This is a genomic window from Devosia sp. 1566 (assembly GCF_004005995.1).
Taxonomy (GTDB): Bacteria; Pseudomonadota; Alphaproteobacteria; order Rhizobiales; family Devosiaceae; genus Devosia.
This window is the reverse complement of the sequence record NZ_CP034767.1, coordinates 800,061-826,705: the sequence shown is the minus strand read 5'-3', so window position 1 is coordinate 826,705 and position 26,645 is coordinate 800,061. Positions and strand designations below refer to the sequence as shown.

Sequence of the window (26,645 nt, the reverse complement as noted above, 5' to 3'; positions counted from 1 at the left end):
TTTCAACCTGTGAATAAGAATTACTGGATTAATACTGATGCTGTAGCGGCTGCCCCTCGCGGGGCCATCGCACCCGCCGCAACCCCGGCCGGGAAGCCGTTCAGAACCCGTTCATCAACATGGCGGAAACCCGGCAAAGCGGCTGTTTGGCGCTCCCATCGCAGCTGGCACACCAGCGCCACCGCCACAAGGAACAACACCCAGCCGGGATGATCGCGGTTCAGCAAACTCGATTCCGTCAGGTTGTGCCCCAGGGTAAAAACCAGCACCCCCACCACTAACCCCCCGTCCCGCCTCGCAATTCCGCTGGCCCCCAGGATGCGCGAGAGCGGCGCGATGGCAAAGGCCAGCACCGCCAGGGCCAGTCCCGGCCACCCCAGCTGCACCAGAACATCCAGATACCCATTGTGCCCTGAGAATATCCCGGCCACCCACCCCTCCACCAACTCCCCCACGGGCCCCCTCGCCCCCACCCCCCAGAACGACCCAAATCCAGCGCCCAGCCACGGGTGCTCACCCGCATAGCGCAGCAGCAGCGACCAGACCTGGGTCCGGCCGGTAAGGGCCTCAGGTTGCGCCAAATATCGGTTGAAGGCGCCAAGAATTTCAGCCCAAAATGGAAGGGAAGACAACAGGATAGAGCCGGCAGCAGGCAGGATCCAGACCCGTTGCCGGCGTCCCAGGGCCATGTAAACCAGTCCGCCAAGGAGGGCGGCGGGCAGCAGTGCCATTGCGGTTTTGGACTGCGTGCGCCACAAAAAGTATGCTGCGCCCGCGAGGAGTAGCCAGCGCAGGCAGACATTTACCGGGCGCCGATCCAACAGCAGCACCAGAACCGTCAGTGCACAAACGGGACCGGCAAAATTCTTGTGCATCGTCGCGCCGCGCCAACTGCCGGCCAAGGCAAGATCGCCGGTTTCGCCCGCGTGGTGGACCCCGGCGGGGCTCAGCAGGACGGCCGCGTAGTTGACGGCAAGCACCCCCACCAGCGCCCACCATAGGGCGGCAAAGGAGCGGCGCGCCCCTGCGCAATGCACTGCGGCAAAGACCAGCACTGCAAGCACCGTGGTGATGCCCACCCGCCGCAGGGCGATGCCTGGCTCGATCGCCCACAGCAGGCTGAGCCAGCACCATCCGAACACGAGAAAAAAGCTCCACGGCACAATCGAGAACCAGGTTGAGCGGCGCGTCACCACCATGGTCGCCGCGAAAAGGGCGAGATAGCTGACCTGCCGGATAGGGTCGCCTTCCGCCCCCGCCGCATCCCCGCCGCGGGGGAGGGGCTGAAGCCCTATGCAGACCAGCAGCAGCACCGTAAAAAGACACAACGCCGCGTAAAAACCGGTGCGGCCAGCCGGGCACACAGCGGCAGCGCTAAAGGTTTGAACTGTCAAAGGCCGTAGGTACATGGGCCAAGGCGCTCGGGTTGATCGGGATGAAGTGTGCCATCGCGCGGAGTGTGCAGCAAATTGAATCGTGCCTTGCTTCCACCCCAGACCCGCCAGAATAGCACTCCGTCCCGCGCCCGCTCCTATGGCCTGGCCGCGATGGGCTCGATCGCCTCGGCGGGGGCGCAATTCCTCTTGTCCCTTCAACTGCTTCACGCGGTTGAACTGGCGCAGTTCGGCGGCTTTGCATTTTTACTGGTGTGCTCACAGCTTAGCCTTGGGATTGCAGTGGCACTGCTTTGTGCTCCCTACCCTGTAGTCTTGCTGCGCCAGGGAGGCGCCACGACCGCAGTGGTGGCCTCGATGTTTGCCGTTAATCTGGTGCTGGCGATTGCGACTGGGCTGGCGCTGGGCGTCATTGCTGTGTCGCTCGCCTTGGGGACGTTCGAAGCGGCTCTGTTTGCCGCCTTTGGTGCCATCAACGTCCTGCGCTGGTTCGGTCGCGCCCATGCCTATGAGCAGCAGCAAAGTCGGGTGGTACTTTCGGACATTAGCTATGGGCTGACCTTGGGCGGCGGGATAGTCCTGATCCAGTTGCTGGATGCAGCAAGCCTGCTTGCCGCCGGTTGGGCCCTCGTGGGCAGCGCCACCATTGGCCTGCTCGCCTTGGCGCCCGATTTCCTGCGCAGCCAATTCGCCCAGCTCTCGCTTCGCGCAATGCCTGCTTATCGACAGATCTGGCAGGCCCATTCGCGCTGGTCGCTGCTCGGGGTTGTCACCACGGAGGGCACCGCCAATGCCCACGCCTATATCGTGACGCTCGTGGCAGGGTCGAGCGGCTTTGCACCCCTCGCGGCGAGCGCCCTGCTGATCCGCCCCATGGCCTTGGCGATGAATGCTCTAAGTGATCTGGAGCGACCGCAACTCGCGCGTATCCTGGCGCAAGGCGGCAAGCCTTGGGCGGTGCGCGGCGCCTTGGGTTTCTTCCGGCGGGCGTTGCTGCTGATCTGGGTCGTCTGCCTCTGCGCGGGGTTGAGCATTCTTCTTTGGCAGCCTCGCCTCTTGTTTCCACCCGAGTATGGCTTGCCTGTCATCTGGGCGGGAGCCTTGCAATGGCTGGCCATTGCCCTGCTGCGCAGCCTCCGAATGCCCGACAGTGTATTGCTGCAGGCCGCTGGGCAGTTCCGCCCCCTTGCCCTGGCCAGCCTGGTTTCCTGCGCCATTTCCATTGCGGTGGTCGCCGTCGTCGTAGCTCAGGGTCAACTGGTCTTCAGTCTCGTCGGCATTGCACTGGGGGAAGCGGTGTTCGCTGCCGGCATCTGGATGCGGGCCCAGCGGCTGCTGCGCCAGGTTCTCAGTTAAGTCTGAAACCACAAGCCTGTTGCCGCGGGGGCAAGCGGCTGGCTAGGCTCAGGGCCAGCGCATCTGTTTGCCAAAATGGAGACAACATGCCGACCGTCAGCGTGGTTGTTCCAACCTTTGGGCGCAGCGAATTGGTGCTGCGGGCGGTCCGGAGCGTCTTGGCTCAAACCATGGCTGATCTGGAACTGCTGGTCGTGATCGACGGGGAGGACGGGGCGACGCTTGCCGCTCTGGAGCCGATAAAGGAGCCGCGGCTGCGCGTCTTCTCCAACCCCGCACAGCTGGGCGCGGCCCGAACCCGGGATCGTGGCGCAGCCCTGAGCACCGGTGACTGGCTGGCTTTTCTCGATGACGACGACGAATGGCTGCCCCAACAAGCTCGAAAAACAACTGGCACTTGCCGCAAATCGTCCGGCAGTGGTGATGACCATGTCCCGGGTCGTCACCCCGCACTCCAGCGTTCTGCTGCCTGAGCGCCCTTATCATGGCGCAGTGCCTTTTGACGAATGGCTGTTTGATCGGCACACCTGGCTGGGACGCGGGGCGGGGTTCCTCCAAACCTCCTCGCTCCTGGTGCCGCGGGCGGTGTTCGAGCATATTGGCTTTGCAGCGCGCCAGCACGAAGAATGGGAACTGGTGCTGCGCGCGACCAAGCAGTTGAACTACCCGTTGCTGACTGTTCCCCAGCCTCTGGTGGTGCATTACCGCGATGAGCCACGCCCTTCGCTCTCGGGCCAATATCGCTGGCAACAGTCCGTGACATGGGCGCAGAGCTTGGGATCGCTGCTGACAAGGCGCGCCCATAGTGGCTTCCTGCTCGGTTACCTTTCCCGCGACGCTCAGGGCAAAGGGGCGTACCGGGCCGCCCTGCCACTGCTTGCCGCTGCGTTCCGCCATGGCAGTCCGACCCTGCGACAGTTGTTTGCCTACGCTTCGATCTGGAGTGTTCCCCGTGGCTGGCGCCGCCAGATTCGTGGCTTGCTTGACAAAGGGATGGCAGATCGGCTGCGGCAATGATCGGCTTGCCGCAGCCTTGTGGTTCAATAAAGGGCGATCGTGCCTCCACCGCTGACGAGCGTTTGGAAGGCTGCGATCGCGCCCATATTGCGCAATCGGAGTCCGGCTCCCTTGTGCGCCTGCAGATCGGCGGTGTTGCCCAGGCTTTGGCAGCCATCCAGCCACATCTGCGCGGTTTCATTGCTGTTCGGCTCTAGCCCGGCGGTAAAAGCCGCGCTCTGCACCCCGGTTTGGCGGCAACTCTCTCCAACACAGCCTAAATTCCAGGAACGGGCATTGTGGATGTCATGGAAGGCGCGGTTCTGCGTGGACAGCGCATGGCTGTTGATGCGCAGGCCGGTGCAGTTGACATGGGCCGAACTGGCATTGCGGGAGGTGTCGAACTGGCTGTTGTTGCCGCACCAGCGGAAGCGGCAATCGAGTTCATGAAAGCGCGCGCCACCCAAACCACCGGTGCCGGTCATGGCTGTGCTTGAAACGCTTTGGCTTTGATCGAGGAGGTAGGTGCCAACGCCACCCGTGCCGCTGCCTTTCCCGATGATCCGGGTACCGGCTGCGACTCCCGCACCCGCGATCACCATGCCGATATCGAGCACCCCTGCGGCTGACCCTGCCATGGCGGAAACTGTTAGGCTGGCGCCGATGATCGCGCCAGTGAATGCCGCGTCGGGGTTGTAGGTGCCGAAGCCGGGCTGATCATAAGCCACCCCATCATTGAAGCAGTAGGCCGCCCGGCAGCGATGCAGGATCACATTCGTGGCGTCATAGGCAAGAAAGCCCATATTGGCGCTGTAAAGTGCGTCGCACTGGTCGAGGACCACACTGGCGCGGCGGTTGCCGCTCCAATCTGGATAGAGATAAAAACCGCCGCCGCCCAAGGCATCGAGCCGCGTCGCCCAAAGCGTTGCCAGAGTTCCATGGATGCCCCCGTAATAGATGTTCCAGTCCGCAGGGTTAGCTACGCTGTCATTGGTGCCACGGCCCACGATCATGTTGGCGTCCGGGGCCCGGCCGTCCCGCAGGCGCACATAGAGCTTTTTTCCCGTGGCATCGAGCCAGCAGGCGCCTTCGCCCTCGGCCGCATGCATGGCCTCGAGCCCCGCTACAACCGCCGCTTCATTGGCATAGGCGGCGCTAGGGGGCGGCGCATTGTGGGCGCAAAGCGGATTGCCCCACTCGTCGGCATAAGTCCGATCCCAAACGCAGGAGGTGACGCGTTCGCTGGTGAAAACGGACGCGTAAACGGTGCTGGAGCCGGCAACGGGCAGGAATGGCGGCATCACCTGATCATGGACTGAACGGATCCGGCCCATCATGGATGGCGATCCGAACCCATCGCAGGGTTCAATGATAAGATTGCGCTGGCAGGATTGCCCCGCCCAGCTATCGGGAATGCCACTGACATCCTGTTCGGAAAAGCGATACTCCCCGGCCTGAACCAACAGACGGACGCGCGTCGAAGCGCCGGGACTGCCCAGGCCTGCGGCGCGCACCAAACCCTGCTTGATGGAGCGAACGCGGCTGGACCAGCTCAGGCCGTCAGCGGTGTTGTCACCGCCCTTGCCGACATAAACGGTATGCGTGGGCGCAGGCTTGCGGGCTTGGGCATCAAAATCGTGAGTATAGGCGCCGAATTGGTCCCGAAAGACCGCGATATCGGGCGTGAAGGACAGGCCCGCAGGTGGCGGAACGGGAACCGGCAACGCAGCACCCGTGCGCTGGTGAATGGCTGCACTGAGGGATATGCCAAGCATCACACCAGCCCCAGGATCTGACTGGCGGTGGTGCCGCTCGCCTTCACCTGAACCACCCGGACGGGCAGCACACTCCCGCCGGACAGATTAACGAAGACGACCTGTGCGCCCGACAACAGCGTGACGCTGAGCGCTCCACCAGCGCCGATATAGATGGCGCGGGTAGCCTCGATCAGCGGCTCGCTGTCGTTGGGAGTAATGGCGAAGGCATGGCTCGCAGGGCTGTCGAGGCCCTTGGCATGGTGTTCGAAGCGGTCGGTCATGTGCATCCTCCAGGAAAGCCGAGAGGAGCGTTATCCACCCGCGTAAACCACCCGGGGATAAGTTCAGCCCGCCTAAGGCGCCGATGATGGACAAGGCCCTGGGCTTATGGACTAGTACAATGGAGCTCAATCCAGCCCATTCCGGTGCGGCCATCCAGTACAAACCCCATATCGACGGACTGCGGGCCCTCGCCATTGTCCCGGTGGTGTTGGGCCATTCCGGCGTGACTGCACTGGGCGGCGGCTTTGTTGGCGTCGACGTATTTTTCGTGATCTCGGGCTATCTGATCACCTCGATTATTTCGGCTGATCTCGAACGCGGCCAGTTTTCTTTTCTGGAGTTTTACCGCCGCCGCTTTCTGCGCATCGGGCCGCCGCTCCTTTTTGTTATCCTGGCGGTGCTGGTCGCCGCGCAATTCGTCTTGTTTCCCTTCGAGTTGCGGGCGCTTGGGGAAACAGCCGTTGCCGCAGCGCTGTTCGTGTCCAACATCTATTTCTATCTCACCACTGACTATTTCGACGCGCCGGCCCGCAGCGTGCCGCTTCTCCACACCTGGTCCCTGGCGGTGGAAGAACAGTTCTACCTCGCCTTCCCGGCGCTGCTATGGGCGCTGCATCGCTGGGCGCGGCGATATCTCGTCGCCATCCTGGTGGCGTTGATGTTTAGCTCCTTTGTGCTGAGCCTGTTTGGTGCCGAACTGGCGCGTTTCTTCACCTTCTACCTGCTGCCTACCCGAGCCTGGGAACTTGGCGCCGGCGCGCTGCTGGCGCTCAAACCGGCGCGATCGATCCCCTCACGTTTCTGGCGTGAAGCGGCAGGCTGGCTCGGGCTCGCTCTTGTGGTCGCGCCCGTGTTGTACCTTAGCGAAACCAGTGTGTTCCCGGGTCTCAACGCCTTGCCCCCGGTACTCGGCGCTGTCCTCTTGATTGCCTGGAGCGAGGGCACCGCAGTTGGAGCGATGCTCAAGTGGCGGCCACTGGTTTACCTCGGGCTCATCTCCTATGGGCTGTATCTCTGGCATTGGCCGGTGATCGTGTTCGATCGGGCCGTCACCGGGCCCGACATGAACGCCCTCGATATGGTGCGGGTAGTTGCGATGTCGCTGGCCCTAGCGGCGCTGTCACGTCCCTTGATCGAAATGCCGGCGCGCCGGGGACTGCAGCACATGCCGCCATCTCGCGTGCTGGCGAGCGGGGCTGCGGCACTGCTGGTCATTGCGGGCGCGGGCTTCACCCTGACACGGCTGGACTTTGGGGCTCGCGACTATTCCGGCGAAGTCCTGGCACTCGCAGATTATGCCCGGTATCCGCAGACGGCGGAGTATCGAGCGCACTTCCAGGCGGGGCATTGTTTTCTCGACGACCGCGACTTGCCTGGCACGGTGCTGGATAGCGAAGCATGCCTACGGCTTGATCCAACGCGGCCCAATATCCTGCTGCTGGGCGATAGCCATGCCGCCCATCTGTCCGGCGGGCTGCGGGCTGCCTACCCGCACTACAATTTCCTGCAGGCCACCGCGGCAGGCTGCCGACCGCTTGAAGGGGCTTGGCAGGATAAGCGTTGCGCTGATCTGACCGAGTTAGTGCTCAAGCGGTTTCTGCCAAATGCCCGCCTGGACGGCCTCATCATCGCTGGCCGGTGGCGCGAGGGGGACGTCGACGGCATTGTTGCCCTCGCCAACTCTGCCGGCCAGCACAGCCCGGCCGTGATGATCGTCGGGCCCAGCGCCGAATATGGCGGTGCGGTGCCCAATATTCTGGCGCGGGCACAGGTCTGGGGCGGGGCTGCCGGCGTGTTGTCGCGCGCGATGCTGCCGGAGCCCGTGTCAGTCGACCATGCCCTTGCGGCAAGATTGGTGCAGACCGGAATCGCTTACCGCTCACCGCTCAGCATTATTTGCCCGGACGGGAACTGCCGCGAAACTGCTCAAGACGGCATACCTATGCAGTTCGACTACGCGCACTTAACGCTGGCAGGCGCCAAAGTCGTGGCCGCCGGCCTGCTGGATAACTGGCTCGAGAACTAGGTCACGTCCTCCCGGATTCTTGTTTCCCGTAACCGCCACAGCGGGGAATTTACCGGCAACCAAACCGCCCACCAAGCTGTTGCATCTGTTCGACGCCGCCGGTCCGGCTCCTGCGCTGCAGTGTGAATGCGCGCGGCAGGCAAGCGTACCCCTCACCTCAAAACCCCGCCTTTATCCAAGGGAACCAGCAATATGCATCGATCCGCATTGGGGCTGTTCACAAGCCTGATGCTTGCGGCACCGGCTTTGGCGCAGGAAGAGATTCCGCCGCCGGTGATCAGTGAGTTCACCCTCGACAATGGCCTGCAGCTGGTGGTGATGCCTGACACAAGGGCGCCGATCGTGACCCATACCGTCTGGTACCGCGTGGGCGCTGCTGATGAGCCCCCTGGACAATCGGGCGTCGCCCATTTCCTTGAGCACCTGATGTTCCGCGGCACCGAGACCTATCCCGCCGGTGCGCTCGACCGCCTGGTGAGTGAGCTGGGCGGCAACATGAACGCCTTCACCAGTTGGGACGTAACCGCCTATTTCGAGACCATTCCCCCCGATGCATTGGGAGAAATCATGGCGATCGAAGCGGACCGCATGCGCAATGTGGCGCTGCCGCCCGAGATAATCGATGCGGAGCGATCGGTCGTAATGGAGGAGCGCCGGCAGGTCATCGAGTCCAACCCCGATGGGATCCTCGCGGAAGAACTGGCTGCAACCCAGTTCCAGAACCACCCTTACGGCTCGCCGGTGATCGGCTGGGCCCATGAGATCGAAGAGCTCAGCCGTGACGACGCGCTCAGCTTCTACAACCAATACTATGCGCCCAACAACGCGCTGGTGGTGGTGGCTGGCGATGTTGAACCGGAAGCCGTGCGCGCCCTCGCCGAGCAGACCTATGGCGCAGTTCCACGCGGCCCCGATCTGCCTGAGCGCGTCCGCCGCCAGGAGCCGCCGCAGGACACGAGTCGCACCGTCACCCTGACCGACCCGCGGGTGGCGCTGCCCAGTTTCACGCGCGGCTGGGTCGTGCCCAGCTATCGCACCGGCGCGGCGGGCGAAGCCGAGGCCCTTGATGTTCTGGCTGGGCTGTTGAGCGACGGCACGAGGAGCATCCTTTACCAAAAGCTTGTGGTGGAGTTGGGCATCGCTGCCCAGGCCAATGCCAGCTATGATGGCGCCGCTTTTGACATGGGCACTTTCACGCTTTCGGGCGCGCCACGGCCGGACGCAACACTTGAAGAATTGATTGCGGCGATCTCCGCCGAGATCGAGGACATCATCACCAATGGCGTCAGTCAGGAGGACGTGGACCGCGTGGCTGACCGTTTTGCGCGCGATACCGTATTCCAGCGCGACGACCCCACACATTTGGCGATGAGCTACGGGCTGTGGCTCGCCAATGGGGGCACGATCGAGGGCCTCAACACCTGGCCAGATCGGATCCGCGCCGTGACCCCGCAAGCCGTGCAGGACGTCGCTGCTCGCTATCTTGGCGCCGACAATGCCGTCACCGGCTATCTGCTGCCCCCTGCCGAGGAACCCGCACCATGATCGTTTCACCTCGACCTCAGCGCCGCGCCTTGACCCTCCTGCTGGCGCCATTGGCGCTGCTTGCCTGGATCCTGCCAGCCAATGCACAGACCGAGTTCGTGCCCATCACCTCGCCTGGTGGCATCTCGGCCTGGATGGTGGAAGACCACACCATTCCGATCATCACCCTTGGCTTTGCCTTCAAAGGTGCTGGTGCCACGCAGGATCCCAACGACCAGCTCGGCCGGGCCAATTTGATGTCGACCCTGCTCGACGAAGGCGCGGGCGATCTCGATAGCGAGGCCTTCCAGACGCAGTTGGACGAGGTGGGCCTCGAAATCCAGTTCTCCGCCGACCAGGATAACTTCTCGGGTGCGGCGCGAATGCTGTCAGAAGCGCGAGAAGACGGAACCGAGCTTCTTGCGCTGGCCGTCAACGAGCCTCGCTTCGACCAACCTGCCGTGGACCGCATGCGCGCCCAGATCATGGCCGGGCTCGTCGCCCAGTCGCAGGACCCTGGCTATGCCGCCAGGCTGATGTGGAATGAAGCCTTGTTTGGCGATCATCCCTATAGCCGCCCGGTGGAGGGGACGGTTGAAACCCTTCCCGTGATCACGATCGAAAACCTGCGAGCCTTCCACAATGCCGTTTTTGCGCGCGAGAACCTCAAGATCGGGATTGTAGGGGCCATCACTCCCCAAGAAGCTGGCGAGATGATCGACGTGGTGTTCGGTGGGTTGCCTCAGGCACCCGAGCTCATACCGATCCCCGACGCGCAACTCAGTTTTGGGCAGGAGTTGGCGGTCAGCTATCCCCTGCCACAAACCACGATCAACATGGCCTTTCCCGGCATTGCCCAGGAGGATCCGGAGTTCTTCCCCGCCTATGTGATGACCGAACTGCTCGCCGGAGGGAACCTGCTGTCGCTCCTTAATGTGGAAGTGCGCGAGAAACGCGGGCTCAGCTATGGCGTTTCGGGGAACATGGTTGATCTTGCCCATGCCCACGCGATTACCATCGGAACCTCGACCAGCTCCGATCAGGCGGATGAAACCATCGAGGTGATCAAGACGACCTTGGCGGCTTTGGCGGAAAATGGCCCGGACCCCGTCGAACTCGAACGTATCCAACGCTATTTGATCGGCGCCTACCCCATCAACCAACTCCGCTCGTCGGTATCTATTGCCCGGGCCATGGTGGGTCAGCAGTTGCGCGACCTGCCGGTCGACTACATCACGGAGCGCGCCGGGCTGATCGAAGCGGTTACAGCGGCGGATGTGCAGGCCATGGCCCAGCAGATCTTTGCCACTGAACCCAGCCTCATGCTGCTGGGTCCAGAAGCTGACGCGGACGACCTTGCCGCAACGACCCCCGAACCCGCCAACCCCTGAGCCGACCAGCCAAGCCGCGAGGGGTTTGCCGAAGTGGGAATGTGTGCGAGATAGCCATCATCGAGGGCCGGCAGCGGCGATAAAGACCGCCCCGGTCGATGACTTTTCCTGCTGGCTTTCCCCGGGCGTGATCATGGATCTTTGGACCCTTCTCACCTTCACCCTCGCATATGGCATCGCGGTGCTGGTGCCTGGACCTGGTGTTGCCGCAGTCGTGGCCCGGGCACTGGGTGGGGGCTTTGGCGGAGCTTTCCCGATGGTGCTGGGAATTCTCGCCGGCGACATGGTGTATTTCATTTTTGCGGTGTTCGGCCTTGCCGCTATCGCCACCTATCTCGGGCCAGTTTTCACCTTGGTGCGCTGGGCCGGCGCGGCTTATCTGCTTTACATCGCTTACAAATTTTGGACGGCCGCACCGGGCGCCGAACAAATGAAGCCGCGCAGCGAAGCTTCATTTAAGACCTTTCTCGCCGGCTTCTCGCTGACCATGGGCAACCCCAAGACCATTGTGTTCTATCTGGCAATCCTGCCCACCGTTATCCCGCTGGATCAGATGAACCCGCTGGCTTTCGCCGAGTTGACGGCCATCGTGATCGTGGTGCTGATGATCGTGGGCTGCGGCTATGCGCTGCTGGCTGCCGCGGCGCGCGACCTTTTCAAGAGTGAGCCGGCGCTGCGCCGGCTCAACAAGACTGCCGGGGTGATGATGGCCTCCGCCGCCGGCCTCGTCCTCTGGCAGCACTGATCCGGCAGCGTCAGGCTGGGTGAGGCGCCGGTGGCGCCTCCCTTTGCTGAAGGCGCTCGGCTTTAAACTACGCCAAGCGCACGCATGGCTTCGGCCACCCGCACAAAGCCGGCGATGTTGGCGCCCAGCACATAATCGCCGGGCGAGCCGAACTCTTCGGCGGTGCTGGCGCAGTTGTCGTGAATGGCGCGCATGATCTCGGCCAGCCGGGACTCGGTCTGCTCAAAACTCCAGCTGTCGCGTGAGGCATTCTGCTGCATCTCGAGCGCGGAGGTGGCGACGCCGCCGGCATTGGCAGCCTTGCCCGGGGCAAACATCACATTGGCCTGCCGGAAGATGCCGATCGCCTCGGGCGTGGTGGGCATGTTTGCCCCCTCACCCACGGCGATCACGCCATTGCTTACCAGAGCGCGTGCGTCCTTGCCGGTCAATTCGTTCTGGGTGGCCGAAGGCATGGCGACATCGCAGGGCACATCCCAGATCGAGCCCTTCTCGGCCCCCACGAAATAAGCCCCGGACTGCGAGCCCTTAAGCTGAAGGTAATCGGAGATGCGGCTGCGGCGCACTTCCTTGACCTGCTTGAGCAGTTCGAGATCGATCCCTTGCTCATCAACGACATAGCCGGAGCTGTCCGACATGGCGACGACCTTGCCGCCAAAGGACTGTACCTTCTCGACGCTATAGATGGCGACATTGCCGGAGCCGGAAATCACCACCCGCTTGCCATCAAAGCTTTCCCCCTTGGTCGCGAGCATGGACTGGATGAAATAGGTGTTGCCGTAGCCGGTCGCTTCCGTGCGGGCGCGCGAGCCGCCGTAGAACAGCGCCTTGCCCGTCAGCACGCCTGCCTCATAGCGGTTGGTCAGGCGCTTGTATTGCCCGAACATATAGCCGATCTCGCGGCCGCCAACGCCGATATCGCCGGCCGGCACGTCGGTATATTCGCCCAGATGCCGATAAAGCTCGGTCATGAACGACTGGCAGAAGCGCATGATCTCGCCATCCGAGCGCCCGCGCGGGTTGAAATCGGAGCCGCCCTTGCCGCCACCAATCGGCATCCCGGTCAGCGCGTTCTTGAAGGTCTGCTCGAAGCCGAGGAACTTGATGATCCCGACATTGACCGAGGGATGAAAGCGCAGCCCGCCCTTATAGGGCCCGAGCGCCGAGTTGAACTGCACCCGGAAGCCGCGATTGATCTGGACCTGCCCCTTGTCGTCCACCCACGGCACGCGGAAGATGATCTGCCGCTCGGGCTCGCAGATGCGCTCGATGAGCGCGTGCTCGAGATAATCGGGATGCTTGGCAATGACGGGCCCGAGGCTTTCCAGCACTTCGCGAACGGCTTGGTGGAACTCGGGCTCTCCTGCATTGCGCAGCAGCACTTGATCAAGCACAGGTTGCAGCTTCTCGACGATCATTGGAGTCCCTCACAGTCAAAACAAAGCTGGGCAATGCTCTAGCCCAGCCCGGCATGCTGTTGAACACAAAACAAGCAGCCTGCCTGTTATTTTTGCGCAGGCTTTAACTCAAATGCAGGTGGAGGCGAAAGTGACGGGCAGGAACACCAATATTGCCGCCCCGAGCGCGGCCCGATTAACCCAAAGCGCGGCCGTTGCTAGACTAGACGCTTCCGGCCCGGTGCGGCGGGGCCGCCAAGCCAGCCAGGCCAGCGGCACCAGCACGGCAACAAAGGCTGATATCAGCCACAAGCGGTGCTGGCTCCAGCCATAGGCGCAGCCCAGCGCCTGAAGCCCATAGAGCAGCACAAAGCCAAGCGACCAGACGACAAAGCCGGAAACAAGGTGGACCAGGGCGAGGCGGTTGGAAGCGCTCATGCGGCACCTGCAAGCAGGAGGGCAAGCCCGACCCCGGGCACCACGGCAAGGCCCGCATAAAGGTTCCAGAGCAGCGCCAGGTTGGGATCGGTCTGCCGACGCGCGGAGACAAAGCCCTGCACATGCCGCCAGATCGCGTGTCCGGCAATGAGCGCGGCGATGCCACAATGGAGTGCGCAATAGCCCAGCGTGGCAAATACCACGGCCGAACGGGCATGAAGGGTTGCGTCCCCCACCCCAACCATGAGGGCAAGGAGGGCCGCCGCGGCCAGAAGTTGCAGTGCAACGGCGCCGCCCTGCAGTGGGACCGGACTGCGGCCCGCCTGGTTACGGCGTTGCGCGGCAAAGGCCAGTCCTGCCGCCAAAAGGGCGCTCGCACCCGCCAGCCCAAGCAGCAAGGGCGATAGCGCGAGTGGTGGAACCGCCTCCCAATTCTGCGCCACCACCAGAAGAAACAGGCCGCCAAACAGCAAGGAGGCAAACAGGGTCCCATTGGTCACAAGGCCGGTGGCATTGGCGAGCACGGTGACATTGGCTGCCACTTCGCTGTCGAACGGCGCGGCCTCGTTCATGCCGATCTCGACCGGGCCGTGATCGCGCTTCTTCCCCAGGCTCATCGGCCAGACAAGGAACAGCCCGACCACCAGCAGCGCGCTGATCGGCGCCAGCCAATATTGCCCGAACAGCAGCGCGAGGAAAAAGCTACCGGTCGCCAGCGCCGTCCAGAGCGGCAGGAAGGATCGGTGCGGCAACACCATCACATGCTCGGCCGCGCCAGTGACGATATCGACGCCCAGCGTCTCCATATGGTCATTGCGCACGAAACCGAGATAGCCATGGCCACCGGCCAGCTTTGGCCCGATCACTGCCGGCTCGAGCAGGTCCGCGCGCTGGTCGATCTGCGGGAGCGAGGCGAAGTTATAGCTTGGCGGTGGCGTCGGCGTCGCCCATTCCAGTGTTTGTGCCGACCACGGGTCACGCCGGAACCGCTTGCCGAAGCGGAATTGCAGCACGAGGTCGGCCAGCACCAGCATAAAGCCACTGGTGAGGATAAAGCCCCCGATCGAGGACAGCAGGTTCAGCCAATCCCAGCCCCAGTTGGAGGGATAGGTCGAGATGCGCCGCGGCATGCCCATCAGCCCCGTCAGGTGCATCAGGAAAAAGGTGAGGTTGAAGCCGATCAGGATCAGCCAGAACGCGGGCACCGAAAGCCCATAGAGGCTCTTTCGCCCGGTCAAATGCGGCAGCCAGTGGTAGAGCGCGGCCAACATGGGGAACACAAAGCCCCCCACCAGCACATAGTGCAGATGCGCCACCACAAAATAGCTGTCATGGGCCTGGGTGTTGAACGGCACCATGGCCAGCATGACCCCCGTCAGCCCGCCGATCACGAAGACGAAGAAGAACCCGCCCACATAAAGCATGGGCACGTCCCAGCGCGGTTTGCCCGAGGCCAGCGTGCCGATCCAGGCAAAGATCTGGATCGCCGTCGGCACCGCGACCAGCGCGCTTGCGGCCGAAAAGAAGGCTAGCGCCAGATGGGGGATGCCCACCGTATACATGTGATGCACCCAAAGCCCGAAGCTCAGGAACGCCATGGCCACAATGCCGGCGATGATGGCGCGATAGCCCAGGATCGGGCGCTGCGCAAACACGGGAATGATGGTTGACAGCGCCCCGGCAGCGGGCAGGAAGATGATGTAGACTTCGGGATGGCCGAAGAGCCAGAACAGGTGCTGCCAGAGCAGCGGATCGCCCCCGCGGGTGGGATCAAAGAACGGCAGGTCGAAGGCGCGTTCGAGTTCGAGCAGGATCGAGCCCAGGATCAGCGGGGGAAAGCCGATGATCATCATCCCCGACGTCACCAGCATATACCAGCCAAAGAGCGGCATCCGCGCCAGCGACATGCCGGCCGCGCGCATCTTGAGGATGGAAACGAACATCTCGATGGCAGCTGTGACCGCCGAGATTTCGACAAAGGTGATGCCCAGCAGCCAGACATCGGCATTGATGCCGGGCGTGTAGGGGCGCGACGATAGGGGCGTATACATGAACCAGCCGCTATCGGGCGCCACACCCAGTAACATGGCGATGATCAGGATCGAGCCGCCAAAGAGGTAGCACCAGAAGCCATAGGCGGTAAGGCGCGGAAACGCCATGTCCCGCGCCCCCAGCATCTTGGGCAGCATGTAAAGCGCAAAGCCCTCGAACATGGGAATGGCGAACAGGAACATCATCACCGTGCCATGCATGGTGAAAATCTGATTGTAGATTTCCGGGCCCACAAACGCACTGTTGGGCGTCGCCAACTGAGCGCGGATCAGCATGGACAAGAGGCCGCCAACGCCGAAAAAGGTCAGCGCCACGACCATGAACCGCTTGCCCAGCACAGTGTGGTTGACGCTGGACAGGCGCCCCCAACCGGGTGGCGTGCCCCAGATGCGCTCCAGGGCCTTATGGAGGGCGATGGGCGAGAGCTGATGCCGATGGTTCTGCTGCTGATGATGGTTCATGGCGCGCGCCCTTCCAGCAAGGCGGCAAATGCCTCTGGCTCATGCGCTTCCACCCGGAAGCGCATGCCGTCATGGCCCTCGCCACAATATTCGGCGCATTGTCCCCAATAGACACCGGGCTCATCGGCCTGGAGGCGGATGATATTGACCTTGCCGGGAATGGCGTCGATTTTGCCCCCAAGCCGCGGCACCCAGAGCGAATGGATAACATCCAGGGAGGTCACGGCGATGTCGACCGGCTCTCCAGCGGGAATATGCAGGATCTCGCTGGGCGCAAGGGCGCTCTCGGGATGGGTGAAGTGCCAGCTCCATTGCTGCGCCCGTCCCTCGACGCGCACCGGGGCCTCGCCCTTGGGCAGCAATTGCTCGCCCAACACCAGAGCCGTGCCGGTCAGCACGATCAGAATGGGGATGGGCAGCACGAGCCCCCCACCCACGATCCATTGCGCCGGCGTCACCCGCGTGATCCAGGCGGGGCGTCGATAAGCCAGTGCGAACAGGGCCATGACGAGCCCGAACAGCACCGCCGCGCCGATCAGCATCACCCACCACAGGGTGGCAAGATTGGCCGCGCGCGGTCCGGCCGGATCGAGCGCCGACAAATCGCCGCTGCAACCCCCCAGCAATGCTGGCGTTGCCCCCAGTAACAGCCTCTTGAACAAGGGAACTCTGCGGTGAGCCAATCGAGCGAAGAAGAACAGGAAGCCCAGCGGGAAGAAACGCCGCCCGAAGCACGCTCTGATCACCCCAATCCCTATATTCGCTCCATTGCCGACAAGGATATCGGCTCGGCCATTGCCGTCGCCGGCCATCCCATACATGCCATGATGGTGCACTTTCCCATTGCGTTCATTATCGCAACCTTGGGCATCGATATCTTCTACTGGTGGGGCGCTGATCCGTTCTGGGTGCAGGTCGGCACCTGGTCGGCTTCCGCGGCCTTCGCCTTCGGCGTCCTGGCGGCGCTTGCCGGCACGGCCGAACTCCTGGCGGTTCCCGGCATTCGGGTGCGCGTTGCCAGTTGGAACCATGCGGTTGCCGCCATGGTGCTCGTCGCCATAGCCGGCGCCAATGCTGGCCTGCGCATTTTCTACCCCGAACAGATCCTGCCTAACGGCCTGATGCTTTCGGTGCTCGCGAGCATGGCCACCGCTTTTGCAAGCTGGCATGGCGGCAAGCTGGTGTTCGATCATGGGGTTGGCCTCATCATATCCACCCGGCAATAAAGGGGCCGACCATTTCGGAAAGGGCGCCGGGGGCGAAAAACGCCTGCAGGCCTTGCGGCCATTGCAGGCGTGGTTTGCCCAGCACGAGCGCCAGAATTGCGCAGACCACTGTGAGGGTCAGGGGCACGATCACCATGAAGCGCGCCGTGGGATAGTGGCCGTTGCGCTCGAAAATGCGCAGGATCACCAAACCCGAAAAGATGTGGATGCCTGTCAGCACTGCGACCCCGACCAGCTTGGCCGAAAACCAGTTCTGGTAGGTGCCCTGCATCAGGATCAGCGCAGTTCCCGAAGCAATGGCTACGAAAGCTCCCGGCGACACCAGCTTGACGTACAAAAAGCGCGTAAAGGCGTGCAGCCGATGGAGCGCATCGTCTTCCAGCCCCCGCCGCTGCCGGTAAAGGAAAGGCAGTGCCAGGAGCCCCGCCGACCAGAGCGCGATCCCCCCGACATGGATGAATTTGAGCCAGGCGACGACAAAACCCCAGGTCATTGCACCGCCGGGCGGCGTTCCGGCCGCAGCGCATCAACCAGGCGCCAGATCACAACGCCCAGCAGCGGCAGATTGGCAGGCACCCACATGATGAGCCCACCCAATTGCTGGTCCTCGATCGGCGAAAAGCCAAAGGCGAGGGTCGTGGCCAGATGCGGCAGGTAGAGCGGGCCGGAGGCAAACACCAGCAGCGCACCCAGAAAGCCCATCTGGATGGCGCCGGACAGCGCCGTCAGCCCGGCGGCCATGGCATTGTCGGCCCGCAGCATGCCCAGCCACAGCCAGGTGAAAGCCAACAGCAAACTCACCTGCATGGCCCAATAAATCGCAGGATGGGTGAACGCCGCAGCATAGAAATCGGGCGCATGCCAGAGCCAGAGCGCCACGGTCGAGACCAGCAGCGCAGGGAAGAGTTTTGCCCGCCGCCCCCGCTCAGGCGGCAGCGCCAGCGCCAGGAGCGGCGCCACGACCATGGTGAGGAGGATGTGGTGACCCACCCGGGCGGAGAACAGCGCCACGGTCAACGCACATAAAGGGGACCCGAAAAGCGTCGCCGCTAGTGCCCAGCTCGCCCCTCCTGCCAGTTGGCGCTGCCGGGACGCCGTCCGCAAGCTGATGGCGGCAAGAGCGGCAACCAACGCCAGCGCGATCAACATGAAGGGATCAAGGTTCCAGCGCCCCCACAGGGTTGCCAGCGTGGGTGGCGGCCCGCAAAAGCTCATATCGAAGGAAAAGGACGACGCTGGAATCATTGATGTCCTTGGTTGAAAGGCGGTTCAACGCTTGCTGGATCCACGGAACACCCTCCCAGGAAGCTCCTGCCGAGGCATCCGCCTTGAAGACTTTAGCTGAGCATCCCATCGCGGCAGACGGGGTGGGCTGGTCATGGGGCGATGGTTCCCCTCCGATTTAACCATGCTAGCGGCCAACGCCTCGACCTCCGCACGGTTCCGTGATTGGGACGATCCGTCCCATCGCCGTTGGTTTATTCGGGTCACCCTGGGCCATCTGCTCGCGTCCATTCTCCACATCCCGGCTTCGGCGCGGCGATAAGGGTCGCCATGCCATTGTCCCGGGAGGATAGGAGGGGCTAGACTAGCGGCAATTACCAAGTGCGAAGAAAAGCTGGTATGAGCGACAAGATCAAGGATGTACCCAATGGTGAGCTGGTGCCCGAGCAAAGCGAACTCCAGCTGGCAGATATAAGGATCGCTGACCTGGAGCGGCAGCTTGAAGCTGCCCAGCAGGAGATCGAACGGCTCAAACAGGAAGTTGCTTCCTTGCGCTCGTCAGCAGGTCCTCGGTGACAGTCCCAACAGCAATGGTCAATTCGAAGGGAGCCGCCGATATGCGTCTGAGTGCTGGGTTTGAGTAAGAAATATCGCGTCGTAGATTGCGCCCCGACAGAAGGCGCACCGGAAGAGTTTATTCAGGTCGCCGCGACTCCCGAGGAAGCAGCGCGGCTGGCGCTGGGACTGGTGCTGCAACGCGGCGGGCAATTGCGGGACCTGCGGGCCAAGGTTTACCTTGAAGCCGCCGGAACGTTGTCGATGTACCGGCTCTACACCAAGAGCCTGCACCGGCAGGGGGTGGACTGACCTATGCCGGACCGAGTTGGACGCGCTGCCGCAGCAGCGTTTCCCCGCTTGCGGTAAACAGGCCCGATGCCGTGAGCTCTGGTATCACCAGATCCACAAAGCTCTGCAGATCGGCCGGCATCAACGGTGCCATCACGTTAAAGCCGTCCGCGGCCCCTTGGTCGAACCAGTCTTGCATGGTCGCCGCGATCTCGGCGCCCGTTCCGACCGCCAGCAGGTGCCCTCGACCGCTGGCAAGGCGCATCAGCAACTGCCGCAGGCTGAGCCCCTCTCGTTTGGCGATGCCCACCAAAACAGCCACGCGGCTTTGACTCGACTGGCTGGGGGCCCCTGCACCGACAAAAGGAGGCAGCGGGTCATCCAGCTGTGCCGCAGACAAGTCGGTGCCCAGGAACGCGGAGAGCTTGGCCAGCGCGTGCTCAGGCACCATGAACCCATTCAACTGCACCAAGCGGTCTTCCGCCTGCGCCCGCGTCGGGGCAGCAATAGGCACGATGCCAGGGTAAATCAGCAGGCTTTCCGGTGGCCGGCCGTGGCGGGAAGCCCTTGCCTTCATGTCGCGATAAAACAGTTGCGCCTCGGCAAGATCGGCCTGAACCGTGAACACCAGATCGGCATAGCGCACCGCGAAATCACGCCCGGCCTCGGAGGCGCCGGCCTGCGCCAGCAAAGGGCGGCCCTGCGGCGAGCGGGGCACGTTCAGCGGCCCGCGGGTTCGCACGAACTGACCGTGATGATCTACCGTCCGAACCTTTGCGAGATCAAGATAGCGGCCCGCCTGCTTGTCCGCGATCCGGGCATCGGCCTGCCAGGAACTCCAAAGTGCCAGCACAGCCGCGGTGACATCTGCGGCCCGCGCATAGCGCTCGCCATGGTCAGGCATGGCGTCGAGCCCGAAATTGTGGGCCTCGAGGGCGTTGGAGGAGGTGACGATGTTCCAGCCCGCCCGGCCACCGCTGAGGTGATCGAGGGAAGCAAAGCGGCGGGCGAGATGAAAGGGATGATCAAAGCTGGTCGAGGCCGTGCCGATTAGCCCGATCCGCTCGGTCACTGCCGCCAGCGCCGAAAGGATGACGAAGGGGTCCATCGCGTCCGAGAGGTGCCGGTCAGCGCCTTGCTGCAGCGCCAGCACATCGCCCAGAAACAAAGCATCGAACCCACCCGCTTCAGCCCGACGAGCGATGTCGGTCCAATAGCCCAGATCGGTCGAGGCCAACGCATTGCTTTCAGGCATGCGCCAGCCTGCTTCATGACTCCCCAGCCCATAGATCACCGCGTTGAGCCCCATGCGCCGCCTTGGTGTCACGGCGCGGCTTCCACATAGGCGCTGGTATAGTAGCCGGAGAAGTCAGGCTTGGCGGCCAGAGGATTGCCGTCGCCGTCCTTGAGGATGCCGGCTTCAAACAGGAACGTGCCCATCGCCTCCATCTTGGCGGGATTGATGACGCCCACGGCCCCATTCTCGGCCCGCAGGTAGTGCCCATCGATCAGCGCCTGCAGCGATGCGCGCACAAAGTCCCGGTCCAGCAGCGCGTCGCTATTGGCTGCGACCAGAATATCGGTCGCCTCGCCGGGATGGGCGACGGCATAGGCGTAACCGCGCTGGCTCGCGCCAAGGAACGCCTTGGCAGTGTCCGGGTGCTCAGCCAAAAAGGCGCCAGTGGTGCCGATGAAGTTGGTGTGCTGGTCGGGCACGCCCCAATCGGCATAGCGGAAGGCGCGCTGTGATCGCCCATCGCGTTCGGCCTTGACCCCCTCCCAGGTATAAACTTCGAGGGTGAAATCCACCGCGCCGTTAGCCAGCGCTTCATAGGCCGAAGTGCCCAAGGTGACCGTCTCGAATTCCCCCCGGCCGCCATCGGCGCGGATGATCGTGCCAATCAGGGCATTCTCCCAGTCACTGCCAAAGCCGGCATAGGTCTTGCCGTCGAGGTCCTTGGGGCTTTGAATATCCTGCCGGTCGCCGTTGAACACAAGGCGCCCCGTTTCGGTCTGCACCAGTGCATAAGTCGCGACCAGATCAACCCCGGCCGTGCGCTGGGTGAACAGACCGATGGAGCCAAGAATACCGAAATCTACCACCCCATTGGCCACGAGCGTGCCAGCGGAAGTGTCGGAATAAGGCAGGATCTCAACTGCGACCCCCGCCTCCTCATAAAAGCCCTTGGCCTGGGCAACAAAGAGGCCGACATGGTTGGTGTTGGGCGTCCAGTCCAGCGCCATGGTCACCGGCACCGGCTGGGCCAGTGCGGGTGGGCTGGCGAGGGCGGCGGCAAGGCCAAGGATCAGCAGCAGGCGCGAAAGCGGCATGATTATTCCTCCGGTTCAAACAAGGTCTGCAGGATATCGGCTTCGATTTGAGCGATGACCGCCGACCCTGCTGGGGGTCGCGGATGCTCGAGCGGCACGTCGACGCGGCGCACGATCCGCGCTGGGCGCGGCGACAACAGGTAGATCCGGTCGGACAACAGCACCGCTTCGCGGACATCGTGGGTGATCAGCAACACGGTCCAGCGATGGCGCGTCCACATCCCAGCCAGCCAGCGCTGCATTCGCGTGCGGGTCAGGGCATCCAGGGCCCCGAAAGGCTCGTCAAGCAGCAGCATGGATTTATGCTGCACCACTGTGCGCAGCAGCGCTGCACGCTGCCGCATGCCGCCGGAAAGCTGCGCGGGGTAATAGTTTTCAAATCCGGCCAAACCAAACTCAGCAAAGAGCGGCTGGACTGCCGCCCGGGCCGCCTTGCGCGTCATGCCCGCCACCTCAAGGCCCAGAGTGGCATTGTCGATGATCCGCCGCCACGGCATCAGCGCATCGCGTTGCGGCATGAAGGCAAAGGGGTGGCTCTTTGGGGCGAGTGGCGTGCCATCAAACAGCATTTCCCCACCATCAGTGGACACCGCTCCGGTCAGCAGCTGTAGGATGGTGGATTTACCAGCGCCGGAAGGGCCGAGGATCGAAACGAACTCTCCTGCTCCAACGCTCAAGTTGATGTCGGCCAGAACTTCGGAATCGCCAAAGCTCTTGCCCAAGTTGCGCAGTTCAAGCCTGGGCGTGGTCATGGGCGCCTCTGCGCCAAGCGGGTCCAGGGCATCGTCAGCCGCTGCACCAAGACGGTAGCGCCAAACAGGAGCAGGGTCAGCGTCGCGCTGACGACGACGGCGGCCAGCACCAGGTCGGGGCGAAAATTGTTCTTGGCATTGAGAATATAGATGCCCAAGCCGCGGACCGCCCCGGCATATTCGGCAAAGATCGCGCCGACTACGGCATAGGTGATGGAAATGCGCAGCCCGGCAAAGAAATAAGGCAAGGCCGAAGGCAGCCGCGACATCCTGAACCGGCGCCAGCGCGAGGCTCCCATGGACGCCAGCAGCGCCTCGATATCGCGATCGGTGGAGTCATAGCCCTGCACCAGCGCCACCAGCATTGGGAAAAAAGTGACCAGCGCGACCAGCACGATCTTGGGCGTCAGCCCGAAGCCGAACCAGAGCACGATGAGCGGCGCGATGGCGACCAGCGGCAGGGTCTGGGTGATGATGAACACCGGAAACAACGCCCGCCGTACCGGGCGAAAGAAGTCCACCACGACCGAAAACAGCAATGCGGCGCAGAGCGAGCAGCCGAAACCCAAAATGGTGGCCTGCAAGGTCGCTAATGTGTGCCCGGCCAGCGCGTCCCGGTTCTGGTAGCCCTGAACCACAATGCGGGATGGCGCCGGCAACGCCGTTGGCGAGATGCCCGAAAGCTGCACATAAGCTTCCCAGGCCAGGATCAGGGTCACCACCGAAAACACGGCGGGCCCTGCTTGACTGAGAAACCGGGCGACAAGGCGCCCGAAGGAGAACAACTGCGCCATGCCGGACCTTCCGCTCAGCGCGCGCTGGGGCTGTTGGCCGACACGGTCAGGTCGATGGTGACATGTCCCTCAGCCGGTCCAAACCGGCAGAAGGCCTGCTCGATGGTGGCGAATAGCGCGCCGGTGTCGCCATTGAGCTTGGTGGCGAAATGCTTGGACTTTTCGAAGGTGCCCGACTGTTTGAGAAAGTCGATGCAGCCATAGATTTCGTCCATGTGATGGCCCTGTCCCATCACATAGAGAGACAATTGGGCCACCCCGAAGACGCCGATGTCGGGCGCATCCTGCACTGCCGTAAGCGCACTGGCGCGCCGCTCCTCAAGAGGCGCAGCCTGCCCCTCGAACAAATTGGACTGGCAGATGGCATCATCGGGCTCACCCGGGCAGCCGCGCGAGATTGTCGCCGAAAGCACGCAATGGGTGCCGTCGCGCGCGGCGGCACTGAACAGATCGCGCATGGCCGGAAACAGCACTTCGGGCGGGCCGACCAACAGGGTCGAGACGTCATCGGTCTCGATGCGCAAGCGTTCACGATAGGGATCGAGCGCACCCAGCGCGTTCATGATCACGCCGACAAAGTCGCCGGTCATTGGATAAAGGGAAATCTGTGCGCCTGAGAACATGGCCCGCCTCGCTCCGCTGGTATTACCCAGATCAGCTATAGGGTCCGAAGGCTTGCCGCCCTCATCTCAGCCCCGACCATACGGAGCACCCCTGTGGATAGGGCCAGCATAGGGCAGCATCGCCGGCAAATGCAAGCACATGTCTGTATTGGCGGAGTTGATCTTGGATCAGGCGCTTTGCGATGCTTGACGCAGTTCCTGGATTGCTTGTCCATCAGGCAAGCGCGCGCCACTTTGGAGCGTCTGCAGATAAGCTCGAGGCGCGAGGCCGTGATAGTCCTTGAACGCCCGCGTGAAAGCCGCCTCCGAGGCGTAGCCGGCTTCGCTTGCCAGTGACCCTACCGAAGTAGGGCCACTGGCAAGCTTTCTGGCGGCCAGAGTCAGCCTCCAGCCTTTAAGATAGGTCAATGGCGGCTCTCCCGCCCGGTTATGGAATCGTCTGGCAAAGGCAGCGCGCGACAGCCCCGCCACCTTCGCCATGCCCTCGACAGTCCATTTGGCGGCGGGATCGGCATGGATCGCCCGGAACACCTTGGCAAGGTTGGGATCCTTCATTGCCGGCAACCATCCGGCGGAATGCCCGGCGCGCTCGGCTGCACGGCGCAGCACGTAAACCAGCAGGCTGTCGGCAAGACTTTCCACCAGGCTTTCATTGCCCAAGCCCTGGTGCTCCAATTCCTCGGCCAGCAACAGCACGATCGGCAAAATGCCATTGTCCTTGCGCAGCTCGGCGGCGGGCAGGTGAATGCAGGGCGGTAGCGCCGATTGTCCCAGCCGGCGCGTGCCATCCACCTGGAAGCGCCCGCAAAAGATCACCGCGTCAGGAGACTGGCTGGTGACATCAAATCCTTGTTGCACGAACTGGCTGACGGGGGGCGCCTCGCCCTTGGGGCTGGCCACGAGATCGTGGGCCTTTCCATCACTCAGGACCACCAGATCACCCTCTTCCAGCCGGAGTGGCGCTTCGCCAGCCCGGCGAAGCCAAGCGGTCCCCTGCCAGACGAGGTGAAAGGCGATCATTGCCCCCGGATCGAGCCGGAAGCCCCAAGGCTCAACCATCCGGCTGCGGACGAGGGTCATCCGGCTGCGGGCGTACATGCGGATCCATTGATCAAGCACATTCATGCCGCTCTCCTGCACCTTTTCAAGACGATCTGCAAGAAAGGGGAGATCGGCTCACATGGCTTGTCCTCTCAGGGCGCGCCATCTTTCTCCTGGTTAGAAAGGAGAACGCGATGTTCAAGACCATACTTGTTGCGGCCGGAACCGGCACAGTTGGGCAGCACCTGGCCAATCGGCTGCTGATCGCCGGGCACAGCGTCAAAATTGGCACAAGGCGAGGAGGTGACGCCAACACAGTGCTGCTGGACTATAGTCAGGCCCGGACTTTTGAAGCGGCGCTTGCCGGCACCGATGCGGCTTACCTCGTCGTTCCGACCTCGGCCGAACCACATTTACTGCTTGGCCCCTTCGTCGAGGCCGCAGCGCGGCGCGGCATTAAGTTGGTGTTGCAATCAGCTCTGGGGGTGGATGCCAATGACGCCATTCCGCTGCGGCAACTGGAGCGGCAGATCGAAAGCTCAGGCGCGCCCTACGCGATCCTGCGTCCAAACTGGTTCCTCGACAATTTCCACGGGCGCTGGCACGCCGGCATCATGGAGCTTGGCCGGCTTGCGCTTCCCGCGGGCGATGCCACGACCAGCTTGATTGATGCGCGCGACATCGCCGAAGCTGCCGCTATCGCTTTGACCCAGGCAGTTGCGGATGGTCGGGCTTTCAACCTGACCGGCCCCGACAGCCTGGGCTATGCCGAGGCCGTAGCGGCGCTTGCGGCGATCAGCGGCCGCACCGTCACCTACGAGGGTGTCGACGAGGCGCAGTTCAAGCGCGAGTCGGGGCGCATGAAACTGGCGCCAGCTCTGGTTGAACAGATGCTGCCGATCTTTACTGCTACTCGCGCGGGTCATTTCAGCCAGGTCACTGACGATTTCAGCCAACTCACCGGGCGACCGGGCCGGCGGCTCGTCGATTATCTGGCTGACAATGCCTGGCGCTTCGCCGTCCCAGTTGCGCAGAACGAAGTCCAGAGAGCAGCGGTCAGTCGTTGATTTGCCGCCTCACGGCGCCAAGCCCGGGGAATGCAGCTATTATCCCGGGCGTTGATTCTGTTTACAGGCTGGTAATGGACCCGTTGAATGTCGCCATGCTCTTGGTCCTTGCCGGCGCTGCCGCTTATGTGCAGACGCTGACGGGCTTTGCCTTTGGCCTGTTGATGATGGGCGGTATCGGCATTCTCGGGCTGCTGCCCCTGCCCGAAGCCGCGGTGATCGTGAGCATCCTCACGGTGGTCAATGCAACTCAGGTGTTGGCCCGAGGCTGGCGTAACGTGGCCTGGAGCGAGTTTCGCCTCGCCATTGGCGCCAGCCTCCTTTTGGTGGTGCTGGGTTATTTCATGCTCGAATGGCTTGCGGACGCCAATCTGGACGGACTACGCCTGCTGCTGGGCGCCGTCATCGTTGGTGCCAGCATCCAGTTGATCCTGCAGCCGCATCCGCTGCCCAACCGGTCTTCTTCGGGTTCGTTCGTCCTGGTGGGTGCATTGGGCGGCTTTCTGGGCGGGATGTTCTCCACGGCCGGACCGCCCTTGATCTATCACTTCTATCGCCAACCCCTGCCAGCGGCCGCCATCAGGGACACCTTAGTGCTGATCTTTGGCGTCAACGCCTTGTTCCGGCTGTCCTTGGTCGGCTTGACCGGCAGCTTCCCCTATGAGGCAAGTTGGTGGGCGCTGTTGGCGGCGCCCGTGGTTACCGCCACCACCTATGCCGCAAAACGCTGGCCGCCGCCATTTGCGGTCCTCACGCTGCGCCGCGTGGCGTTCTCGCTCCTGCTGCTATCAGGTGTTTCCCTGGCGGCGCCGGCCATTTGGCGACTGGGGTTTGCCGCGGCCGCCTGAACGTCGATCCTCGGCGTGCTAAGTTGGGCCTCGGTACACACATCGGTCTCAACCCCTCGCCAACTTCGATATGT

27 protein-coding genes and 1 riboswitch are annotated in these 26,645 nt (G+C 63.0%); of the genes, 12 read left to right on the top strand and 15 right to left on the bottom strand.

Annotation, left to right across the window (positions count from 1 at the left end):
- Window positions 1–20: 20 nt before the first annotated feature.
- On the bottom strand, window positions 21–1,394 hold the full coding sequence (locus ELX51_RS04035) for an O-antigen ligase family protein (protein WP_164854744.1): 1,374 nt from the start codon (window positions 1,392–1,394) through the stop codon (window positions 21–23).
- An 87-nt stretch (window positions 1,395–1,481) separates the two neighbouring features.
- On the opposite strand from ELX51_RS04035, the gene ELX51_RS19930 reads away from it, so the two are divergent.
- From ELX51_RS19930 to ELX51_RS04025, 3 genes are all read left to right on the top strand, one after another.
- Entirely contained in the window at window positions 1,482–2,750 is a 1,269-nt protein-coding gene (locus ELX51_RS19930) for a hypothetical protein (protein WP_206524694.1), read from the top strand.
- Between the two features lie 86 nt (window positions 2,751–2,836).
- Window positions 2,837–3,223, top strand: a complete 387-nt coding sequence (locus tag ELX51_RS19925; protein WP_164854742.1) for a glycosyltransferase family 2 protein — start codon at window positions 2,837–2,839, stop codon at window positions 3,221–3,223.
- A complete protein-coding gene (locus tag ELX51_RS04025) occupies window positions 3,174–3,767 on the top strand; it encodes a hypothetical protein (protein WP_127752304.1) in 594 nt (197 codons plus the stop codon). Before ELX51_RS19925 ends, ELX51_RS04025 begins: the two co-directional genes overlap by 50 nt.
- A gap of 23 nt (window positions 3,768–3,790) precedes the next feature.
- On the opposite strand, the gene ELX51_RS04020 is transcribed toward ELX51_RS04025, so the two are convergent.
- Both ELX51_RS04020 and ELX51_RS04015 read right to left on the bottom strand, forming a co-directional pair.
- Window positions 3,791–5,521, bottom strand: a complete 1,731-nt coding sequence (locus ELX51_RS04020) for a hypothetical protein (RefSeq protein WP_127752303.1) — start codon at window positions 5,519–5,521, stop codon at window positions 3,791–3,793.
- Entirely contained in the window at window positions 5,521–5,784 is a 264-nt protein-coding gene (locus tag ELX51_RS04015; RefSeq protein WP_127752302.1) for a hypothetical protein, read from the bottom strand. The genes ELX51_RS04020 and ELX51_RS04015 overlap by 1 nt, the downstream gene beginning before the upstream one ends.
- 119 nt (window positions 5,785–5,903) lie before the next feature.
- Between ELX51_RS04015 and ELX51_RS04010 the strand changes: the two genes are divergently transcribed.
- The 4 genes from ELX51_RS04010 (at window position 5,904) to ELX51_RS03995 (ending at window position 11,471) form a co-directional block, all read left to right on the top strand.
- Entirely contained in the window at window positions 5,904–7,811 is a 1,908-nt protein-coding gene (locus ELX51_RS04010; protein WP_164854741.1) for an acyltransferase family protein, read from the top strand.
- Window positions 7,812–8,003: 192 nt separating this feature from the next.
- Window positions 8,004–9,356, top strand: a complete 1,353-nt coding sequence (locus ELX51_RS04005) for a pitrilysin family protein (RefSeq protein WP_127752300.1) — start codon at window positions 8,004–8,006, stop codon at window positions 9,354–9,356.
- The gene (locus tag ELX51_RS04000) at window positions 9,353–10,726 is read left to right on the top strand and encodes a pitrilysin family protein (protein ID WP_127752299.1); all 1,374 of its coding nucleotides are present in this window, start codon (window positions 9,353–9,355) and stop codon (window positions 10,724–10,726) included. Before ELX51_RS04005 ends, ELX51_RS04000 begins: the two co-directional genes overlap by 4 nt.
- Window positions 10,727–10,859: 133 nt before the next feature.
- A complete protein-coding gene (locus ELX51_RS03995) occupies window positions 10,860–11,471 on the top strand; it encodes a LysE family translocator (protein WP_164854740.1) in 612 nt (203 codons plus the stop codon).
- A 62-nt stretch (window positions 11,472–11,533) separates the two neighbouring features.
- On the opposite strand, the gene gdhA is transcribed toward ELX51_RS03995, so the two are convergent.
- The 4 genes from gdhA to coxB all read right to left on the bottom strand — a co-directional run bounded on the left by gdhA (window position 11,534) and on the right by coxB (window position 16,481).
- Window positions 11,534–12,889 (bottom strand): NADP-specific glutamate dehydrogenase, encoded by a 1,356-nt coding sequence (gdhA, locus tag ELX51_RS03990; protein WP_127752297.1) that lies wholly within the window; start codon window positions 12,887–12,889, stop codon window positions 11,534–11,536.
- Window positions 12,890–12,997: 108 nt separating this feature from the next.
- Window positions 12,998–13,306 (bottom strand): hypothetical protein, encoded by a 309-nt coding sequence (locus ELX51_RS03985; protein WP_127752296.1) that lies wholly within the window; start codon window positions 13,304–13,306, stop codon window positions 12,998–13,000.
- Entirely contained in the window at window positions 13,303–15,819 is a 2,517-nt protein-coding gene (ctaD, locus tag ELX51_RS03980; RefSeq protein ID WP_127752295.1) for a cytochrome c oxidase subunit I, read from the bottom strand. Before ctaD ends, ELX51_RS03985 begins: the two co-directional genes overlap by 4 nt.
- Entirely contained in the window at window positions 15,816–16,481 is a 666-nt protein-coding gene (coxB, locus tag ELX51_RS03975) for a cytochrome c oxidase subunit II (protein ID WP_248305247.1), read from the bottom strand. Before coxB ends, ctaD begins: the two co-directional genes overlap by 4 nt.
- Before the next feature lie 12 nt (window positions 16,482–16,493).
- Between coxB and ELX51_RS03970 the strand changes: the two genes are divergently transcribed.
- Complete coding sequence (locus ELX51_RS03970; RefSeq protein WP_248305246.1) at window positions 16,494–17,045, top strand: DUF2231 domain-containing protein; 552 nt, start codon at window positions 16,494–16,496, stop codon at window positions 17,043–17,045.
- Here the strand turns inward: ELX51_RS03970 and ELX51_RS03965 are convergent.
- Together ELX51_RS03965 and ELX51_RS03960 are read right to left on the bottom strand one after the other, a co-directional pair.
- Window positions 17,026–17,538: a CopD family protein gene (locus tag ELX51_RS03965; RefSeq protein ID WP_127752292.1), complete on the bottom strand. Its 513-nt coding sequence runs from the start codon at window positions 17,536–17,538 to the stop codon at window positions 17,026–17,028. The genes ELX51_RS03970 and ELX51_RS03965 overlap by 20 nt on opposite strands.
- On the bottom strand, window positions 17,535–18,290 hold the full coding sequence (locus ELX51_RS03960) for a cytochrome c oxidase assembly protein (RefSeq protein ID WP_248305245.1): 756 nt from the start codon (window positions 18,288–18,290) through the stop codon (window positions 17,535–17,537). The genes ELX51_RS03965 and ELX51_RS03960 overlap by 4 nt, the downstream gene beginning before the upstream one ends.
- A gap of 378 nt (window positions 18,291–18,668) precedes the next feature.
- On the opposite strand from ELX51_RS03960, the gene ELX51_RS19920 reads away from it, so the two are divergent.
- Window positions 18,669–18,845: a hypothetical protein gene (locus ELX51_RS19920; RefSeq protein WP_164854739.1), complete on the top strand. Its 177-nt coding sequence runs from the start codon at window positions 18,669–18,671 to the stop codon at window positions 18,843–18,845.
- 60 nt (window positions 18,846–18,905) lie between these two features.
- Window positions 18,906–19,136, top strand: a complete 231-nt coding sequence (locus ELX51_RS03955; RefSeq protein WP_127752291.1) for a hypothetical protein — start codon at window positions 18,906–18,908, stop codon at window positions 19,134–19,136.
- 1 nt (window position 19,137) lies between these two features.
- On the opposite strand, the gene ELX51_RS03950 is transcribed toward ELX51_RS03955, so the two are convergent.
- The 6 genes from ELX51_RS03950 to ELX51_RS03925 all read right to left on the bottom strand — a co-directional run bounded on the left by ELX51_RS03950 (window position 19,138) and on the right by ELX51_RS03925 (window position 24,740).
- Entirely contained in the window at window positions 19,138–20,442 is a 1,305-nt protein-coding gene (locus tag ELX51_RS03950) for an LLM class flavin-dependent oxidoreductase (protein ID WP_127752290.1), read from the bottom strand.
- Window positions 20,439–21,446, bottom strand: coding sequence for an ABC transporter substrate-binding protein (locus ELX51_RS03945; protein ID WP_127752289.1), 1,008 nt, complete (start codon window positions 21,444–21,446; stop codon window positions 20,439–20,441). Before ELX51_RS03945 ends, ELX51_RS03950 begins: the two co-directional genes overlap by 4 nt.
- A 2-nt stretch (window positions 21,447–21,448) precedes the next feature.
- Entirely contained in the window at window positions 21,449–22,198 is a 750-nt protein-coding gene (locus ELX51_RS03940; protein ID WP_127752288.1) for an ABC transporter ATP-binding protein, read from the bottom strand.
- Complete coding sequence (locus tag ELX51_RS03935; RefSeq protein WP_127752287.1) at window positions 22,195–22,992, bottom strand: ABC transporter permease; 798 nt, start codon at window positions 22,990–22,992, stop codon at window positions 22,195–22,197. The genes ELX51_RS03940 and ELX51_RS03935 overlap by 4 nt, the downstream gene beginning before the upstream one ends.
- A 14-nt stretch (window positions 22,993–23,006) precedes the next feature.
- Window positions 23,007–23,615, bottom strand: coding sequence for a YkoF family thiamine/hydroxymethylpyrimidine-binding protein (locus ELX51_RS03930; RefSeq protein ID WP_127752286.1), 609 nt, complete (start codon window positions 23,613–23,615; stop codon window positions 23,007–23,009).
- A riboswitch (TPP riboswitch) is annotated at window positions 23,606–23,718 on the bottom strand. It overlaps the preceding gene by 10 nt.
- Window positions 23,719–23,783: 65 nt before the next feature.
- Complete coding sequence (locus ELX51_RS03925) at window positions 23,784–24,740, bottom strand: AraC family transcriptional regulator (RefSeq protein WP_127752285.1); 957 nt, start codon at window positions 24,738–24,740, stop codon at window positions 23,784–23,786.
- Window positions 24,741–24,850: 110 nt separating this feature from the next.
- Between ELX51_RS03925 and ELX51_RS03920 the strand changes: the two genes are divergently transcribed.
- Window positions 24,851–25,723 carry an NAD(P)H-binding protein gene (locus tag ELX51_RS03920; RefSeq protein ID WP_127752284.1) on the top strand — a complete coding sequence of 291 codons (873 nt, stop codon included), beginning with the start codon at window positions 24,851–24,853 and terminating at the stop codon, window positions 25,721–25,723.
- Window positions 25,724–25,797: 74 nt separating this feature from the next.
- Entirely contained in the window at window positions 25,798–26,571 is a 774-nt protein-coding gene (locus ELX51_RS03915; protein ID WP_127752283.1) for a TSUP family transporter, read from the top strand.
- Window positions 26,572–26,645 lie beyond the last annotated feature (74 nt).